Here is a 5,413-nt window from a genome sequence, read left to right as displayed (position 1 = left end):
CCGTAGGTTTTAGCCAGAACGGTGGTGATTGCTGCAGTCAGGGTAGTTTTACCGTGGTCAACGTGGCCGATAGTACCGACGTTAACGTGCGGTTTTGAACGTTCAAACTTTTCTTTAGACATCGATTGTCCCTCTAAGACACGGATAAATCGGTGGTATCACCACATCAACCAAGCATTTGCTTGTTGAATCCAGAACAGAAAGAAAATCAGGGGGCGAGATAATAAGAAGTGGTGCTGATAGGCAGATTCGAACTGCCGACCTCACCCTTACCAAGGGTGCGCTCTACCAACTGAGCTATATCAGCACATCTTGGAGCGGGCAGTGGGAATCGAACCCACATCATCAGCTTGGAAGGCTGAGGTAATAGCCATTATACGATGCCCGCATCCTGGAACTCGGCTACCTGACTTTTCTGTAGAATTTTAAGGGAGGAGAAGGATTGTTTATCGCTTAACTCTCACCCTTCGAGTTGTTTGCGCTATGCGCTCTACAACTCGAACCTTGCGAAGGCTTTCACCTTCTCCTTCTGCAAGTCAACCGTTGCGAGGTTATCGCTGGCCAGTTAACTGCCTAAGGCAAGATATGGTGGTGGGGGAAGGATTCGAACCTTCGAAGTCTGTGACGGCAGATTTACAGTCTGCTCCCTTTGGCCGCTCGGGAACCCCACCAGATTTTAACTACTGTGACTTGATTGGTGCCGGCTACCGGAATCGAACTGGTGACCTACTGATTACAAGTCAGTTGCTCTACCAACTGAGCTAAGCCGGCATCAAGTGCAGCGCATTCTAGGTAGACCGGACGACCTATGCAACAAAAAAATTGCGTTAGTTGCACTTTCGCTCACAAATCACCCAATTTTGCACGGTGTATTGCAATTTACTGCGCGTAGCGTGCAAAGATTCATCAACTGCAGGCATCATTCTCTACAATTTAATCCACTTTTTGCAAGTATTGACCCTTTCTTTCCCCGTGCCCGTTATCTCAAATCCGTAAACCCAAAACAGGAAACTGTGAGTGATATCGATGCACCAAAAAAGGGATGAGTGCCCCACGTAATGACATCAACTATCATTATTTCTCACCGCTTTCGCCGCCACAGCCCCCACCACCGCTCTGGCGCAATTATTGCTAGCCTTCATTACCCCCTTCACCCAGGAGGAATGACCGATGAAAATTGTCCTGATTAATGCCGCCACGCTGCCCATTTACCGAAATGAACTGGCTCGCCTGTTGACCGATGCGGTAATGCATGGGGCCTCAGTGGGCTACGACACACTGATCCCGCATGAAGACGCCGAGAGTTACTTCCACAGCCTGAGGCCTGCCTTGGCCAAAGGAGAGCTGTTGTTGTGGATTGCCAGAGACGAGCGCGGCGTCATTGGCACAGTACAACTGGAGCTGTGCCAGAAACCGAATGGACGCAACCGGGCTGAAGTACAAAAACTATTAGTCCACAGCCGGGCACGTCGTAACGGTGTCGGACAAGCCCTGATGAAAGCATTGGAACAGTCAGCACTTCAGCAACAGCGCGGCCTGCTTTATCTCGACACGCAGGCAGGGTCCGCTGCAGAGGCGCTGTATCGCTCATTGGGCTATCGCTGTCTCGGAGAGTTACCTGACTATGCCGCCGCACCCGATGGCTACTATCACCCGACAGTCATTTACTACAAACGCCTGTTCGCGGTTAACCAAACCTCCCCTGCCATCGCCAGCTAGCATGAAAGCGGTATCATTTCCTAGCGATACCGCTTTGCAACGCCTCTGCCATCAACTGCGCGCCGCTTCTCACAATTGACATAAACTGCCGCCAATCGATAACTTTTGCGAAAAAAGTCTACGCCAAAAACGAAGCTGTCTATAATATGCAGCTTGTTTATTATCTGGAGTTGGCGTCCGGCGCCTTTCCCAACCTGCGTTAACAGGCAGAATTTGGCTTATGATAAAAAGAGATCAATCTTTAGCGACGCCCTATCTTCAGTTCGATCGTACCCAGTGGGCTGCGTTGCGAGATTCGGTGCCGCTGACACTGTCAGAAGAAGAGATTGTTAAACTGAAAGGGATTAACGAAGATCTCTCTTTGGAAGAGGTGGCTCAGATTTATCTGCCGCTGTCGCGGTTGCTGAACTTCTATATCAGTTCCAACCTGCGCCGTCAGGCCGTACTCGAGCAATTTCTCGGAACCGATGGACAAAAAATCCCCTACGTTATCGGCATCGCCGGCAGCGTTGCTGTAGGCAAAAGTACCACCGCACGTTTATTACAGGCATTGCTTAGCAGTTGGCCGGAACACCGTAGCGTTGAGCTGATAACCACTGATGGTTTCCTGCATCCCAATAAAGTGTTGAACGAACGCGGGCTGATGAAGAAAAAAGGTTTCCCGCAGTCTTACGATATGCACAGCCTGGTCAAGTTCGTTTCTGAAGTGAAATCCGGCGCCAAACGCGTCACTGCTCCGGTATATTCCCACTTGATTTATGATGTTGTTCCTGAAGGAAATAAAGTCATCGAGCAGCCGGATATTCTTATTTTGGAAGGGCTCAACGTTTTACAAAGCGGTATGGACTATCCTCATGATCCGCATCGCGTATTTGTTTCTGACTTTGTTGATTTCTCTATATATGTCGACGCACCGGAAGAACTGTTACAGTCCTGGTACATTAACCGGTTCCTTAAATTCCGTCAGGGAGCGTTTTCTAATCCTGATTCTTATTTCCATAACTATTCCAAGCTGCCAGAACCTGAGGCTGTTAATATAGCCACTCAGCTGTGGAATGAAATTAATGGATTGAATTTACAGGAAAATATCCTTCCAACACGCGAACGTGCGAGCCTGATTATGACCAAAAGTGCTAATCATGCAGTCGAGAGTGTTCGTTTGAGAAAGTAATTTCATTAGCGACAAGGGGCCTTAGAGCCCCTTATTAATAATAATTTACTCTGCGCTACGTAGCGATATTTCCCCGCCAATGAATGGCTTAATAACACCATTTTGCTCAAGCAATAATGCCCCTTGCTGATCGATACCGCGAGCAGTGCCGAATATTTGCTGCTCACCGATTAATAGCTTAACAGGCCGGTCAATAAAGTTATCCAACGCATGCCAGCGTGAAATAAAGGGAGTCAAACCCTCAATCTCAAACTGACGCAGCGATTGGCGTAGCTCATTAAGCAAAGTCGCGGCCAGCTCATTGCGATCGATATTAATTCCCGCTTCCTGCAGGTTTATCCAGCCTTGATTAATGGCATTGGCATTAGTTTCACGCATCGCCAAATTGATACCTGCACCGATGACCAGCTGTGCCGCATCACCGGTTTTCCCTGTCAATTCGACCAAGATCCCAGCCAACTTACGATCGTTAAGATATAAATCATTCGGCCATTTGACTCTGACATCCTGCGCGCCGAGGCCTTGCAACACTTCGGCCATCACTATACCAATCACCAGGCTCAGACCCATTGCGGCGGCAGGCCCCTGCTCGAGGCGCCAAAACATTGAAAGATAGAGATTGGCGCCAAATGGAGATATCCATTGGCGTCCACGTCGACCACGTCCGGCTTGCTGATACTCAGCGACACAGGCATCACCCGACTGCAGCTCAGCAATACGCTCCAATAGGTATTGGTTGGTAGAATCCACGACCGGCAGCACGGTGACACGCTTATCTGCCAATTGGCTGAGAATACGTTCGGCATCCAGCAATTGGATTGGAGCAGGCAGACTGTAGCCTTTTCCGGGTACGGTAAACACGTCCAGGCCCCACTCACGGATGGTCTGTATATGCTTGTTAATGGCTGCGCGGCTCATCCCCAGTAATTCACCAAGGTGCTCGCCTGAATGGAAACCACCATCGGCCAGTATTGCAATCAGCTTGAGGGGAACTTTGGTATCCTTCATGACAGAACCTCTATGGCATTCAACTCGCCATCCTTACCGATAAAGCGTACTTCTGGCTCTAACCAGACATCAAACTTTTTCGCTACGGTATTACGCACATGGCGAGCCAAGGCGATCACGTTTTGACTGGTGGCACTATTCACATTAACCAGAACAAGCGCCTGTTGACTATGTACCGCCGCACCGCCAATACGATAACCTTTCAGCTCACACTGATCGATCAACCAGCCAGCTGCCAGCTTCACCTGACCATCCTGCTGTGGGTAATGCGGCATACCAGGATATTCGAGCATCAGCGCAGCGGCCTTTTCACTACTGACCAACGGATTTTTGAAGAAACTACCGGCATTACCCATCACCTTAGGATCCGGCAGCTTACTGCGACGCATAGCGCACACTGAATCAAAGACCTGACGTGGGGTCACCGTTTGCGGATCCAGTTTTGCCAGATCGCCATAATTAAGCATCGGGTTCCATTGTTTGTTCAGGCGCAAGCCTACGCCAACAATGATGTGCCCCTTCTGAAAATGATGTTTGAAAATGCTTTCACGGTAGCCAAACCCACAATCTGACGCTGAAATGCGATCGATGGCTCCCGTACTCAGATCCAACAGATCAACGTAGTCACATACGCTTTTGAGCTCGATGCCATAGGCGCCGATATTCTGAATGGGGGCAGAGCCGACCAGGCCAGGGATCAGAGCCAAATTTTCCAGGCCAGGAATGCTGATATCCAGGGTCCGACAAACCAGGCCATGCCAATTTTCACCTGAGCTGACGTGGAGGAACCAGGCATCCTTTTCTTCTCTGATATCAATGCCTTTCAATTGATTGATCATGACCGTACCGGCAAAGTCTTCAAGAAACAGGACGTTACTTCCTTCACCGAGTACCAGCAGCGGCTCTTGGCGCTTCTGCGTTTTCTGCCAAACCTTGATCATTAATTCGATAGTGTTGGCAATGACCAGATGCGCTGCGTTGACCGGGAGCGCAAAGGTATTGTGGTTTTTTAATGACGCGCCTTCAGTAGACATAACGATAAATACCTATACGGAAATGAACCTCCACCTAGTCTACTCGATTCGGTACGTCAGACTAATATTTGTTTTCATTGATATTGCTTTTATCTGGAGATCATCCATAGATGAAATATTTCTAATTGTTTTATAAGGTAATTTCTATATAAATTAATTAGGTAATACATTAGAGATAATGGTTAAGATGATTAATAAAAGTTTTTCTTGGTGGGAGCGCTTATTGTTGAGAGCCAAACCAATCCAATTAGGGCTGATTTACATTCATCTGAAAACAGCTATGTTTTTTAAACATTAACCATATTTATAATCGCGAATATAACTGGCAGGAATTTATTCGTAGGAAAGTGCAGATTATCGGCTAACAAGGCCCAGCCTGGCTTCGCCTTTTTTCTTTCGCACACAGCAAAAAGGCCATCCTTGCGGATGGCCTCTTGGCTTAATTGATGCCTGGCAGTGTCCTACTCTCGCATGGGGAGAC

5 protein-coding genes, 4 tRNA genes and 1 other RNA gene are annotated in these 5,413 nt (G+C 48.3%); 2 read left to right on the top strand and 8 right to left on the bottom strand.

Features of this window, described 5'->3' with window-relative positions:
- From AC1RKC_RS24090 to AC1RKC_RS24065, 6 genes are all read right to left on the bottom strand, one after another.
- Positions 1–122 (bottom strand): GTP-binding protein (locus AC1RKC_RS24090; RefSeq protein ID WP_004957728.1); only part of this gene is annotated, 122 nt, incomplete at its 3' end.
- 109 nt (positions 123–231) lie between these two features.
- Positions 232–307, bottom strand: a tRNA-Thr gene (locus AC1RKC_RS24085).
- 6 nt (positions 308–313) lie between these two features.
- Positions 314–388: transfer RNA gene (locus tag AC1RKC_RS24080), tRNA-Gly, on the bottom strand.
- A gap of 37 nt (positions 389–425) precedes the next feature.
- Positions 426–540: non-coding RNA, RtT sRNA (locus tag AC1RKC_RS24075), on the bottom strand.
- A gap of 46 nt (positions 541–586) precedes the next feature.
- Positions 587–671, bottom strand: a tRNA-Tyr gene (locus AC1RKC_RS24070).
- 24 nt (positions 672–695) lie between these two features.
- Positions 696–771: transfer RNA gene (locus tag AC1RKC_RS24065), tRNA-Thr, on the bottom strand.
- 399 nt (positions 772–1,170) lie between these two features.
- On the opposite strand from AC1RKC_RS24065, the gene AC1RKC_RS24060 reads away from it, so the two are divergent.
- Both AC1RKC_RS24060 and coaA read left to right on the top strand, forming a co-directional pair.
- A complete protein-coding gene (locus tag AC1RKC_RS24060) occupies positions 1,171–1,719 on the top strand; it encodes a GNAT family N-acetyltransferase (RefSeq protein ID WP_261136866.1) in 549 nt (182 codons plus the stop codon).
- Positions 1,720–1,939: 220 nt separating this feature from the next.
- On the top strand, positions 1,940–2,890 hold the full coding sequence (gene coaA, locus AC1RKC_RS24055; RefSeq protein WP_020828749.1) for a type I pantothenate kinase: 951 nt from the start codon (positions 1,940–1,942) through the stop codon (positions 2,888–2,890).
- A gap of 45 nt (positions 2,891–2,935) precedes the next feature.
- Here coaA and birA read toward each other — a convergent pair whose 3' ends face one another.
- Positions 2,936–3,898 (bottom strand): bifunctional biotin--[acetyl-CoA-carboxylase] ligase/biotin operon repressor BirA, encoded by a 963-nt coding sequence (birA, locus tag AC1RKC_RS24050; protein WP_046374700.1) that lies wholly within the window; start codon positions 3,896–3,898, stop codon positions 2,936–2,938.
- Complete coding sequence (gene murB, locus AC1RKC_RS24045; RefSeq protein ID WP_493092787.1) at positions 3,895–4,932, bottom strand: UDP-N-acetylmuramate dehydrogenase; 1,038 nt, start codon at positions 4,930–4,932, stop codon at positions 3,895–3,897. Before murB ends, birA begins: the two co-directional genes overlap by 4 nt.
- Between the last annotated feature and the right edge of the window lie 481 nt (positions 4,933–5,413).

This window comes from Serratia sp. GW822-FHT06E05 (assembly GCF_058799445.1).
The sequence above is the reverse complement of the archived record's forward strand: the minus strand, read 5'-3'. Positions and strand labels throughout refer to the sequence as shown.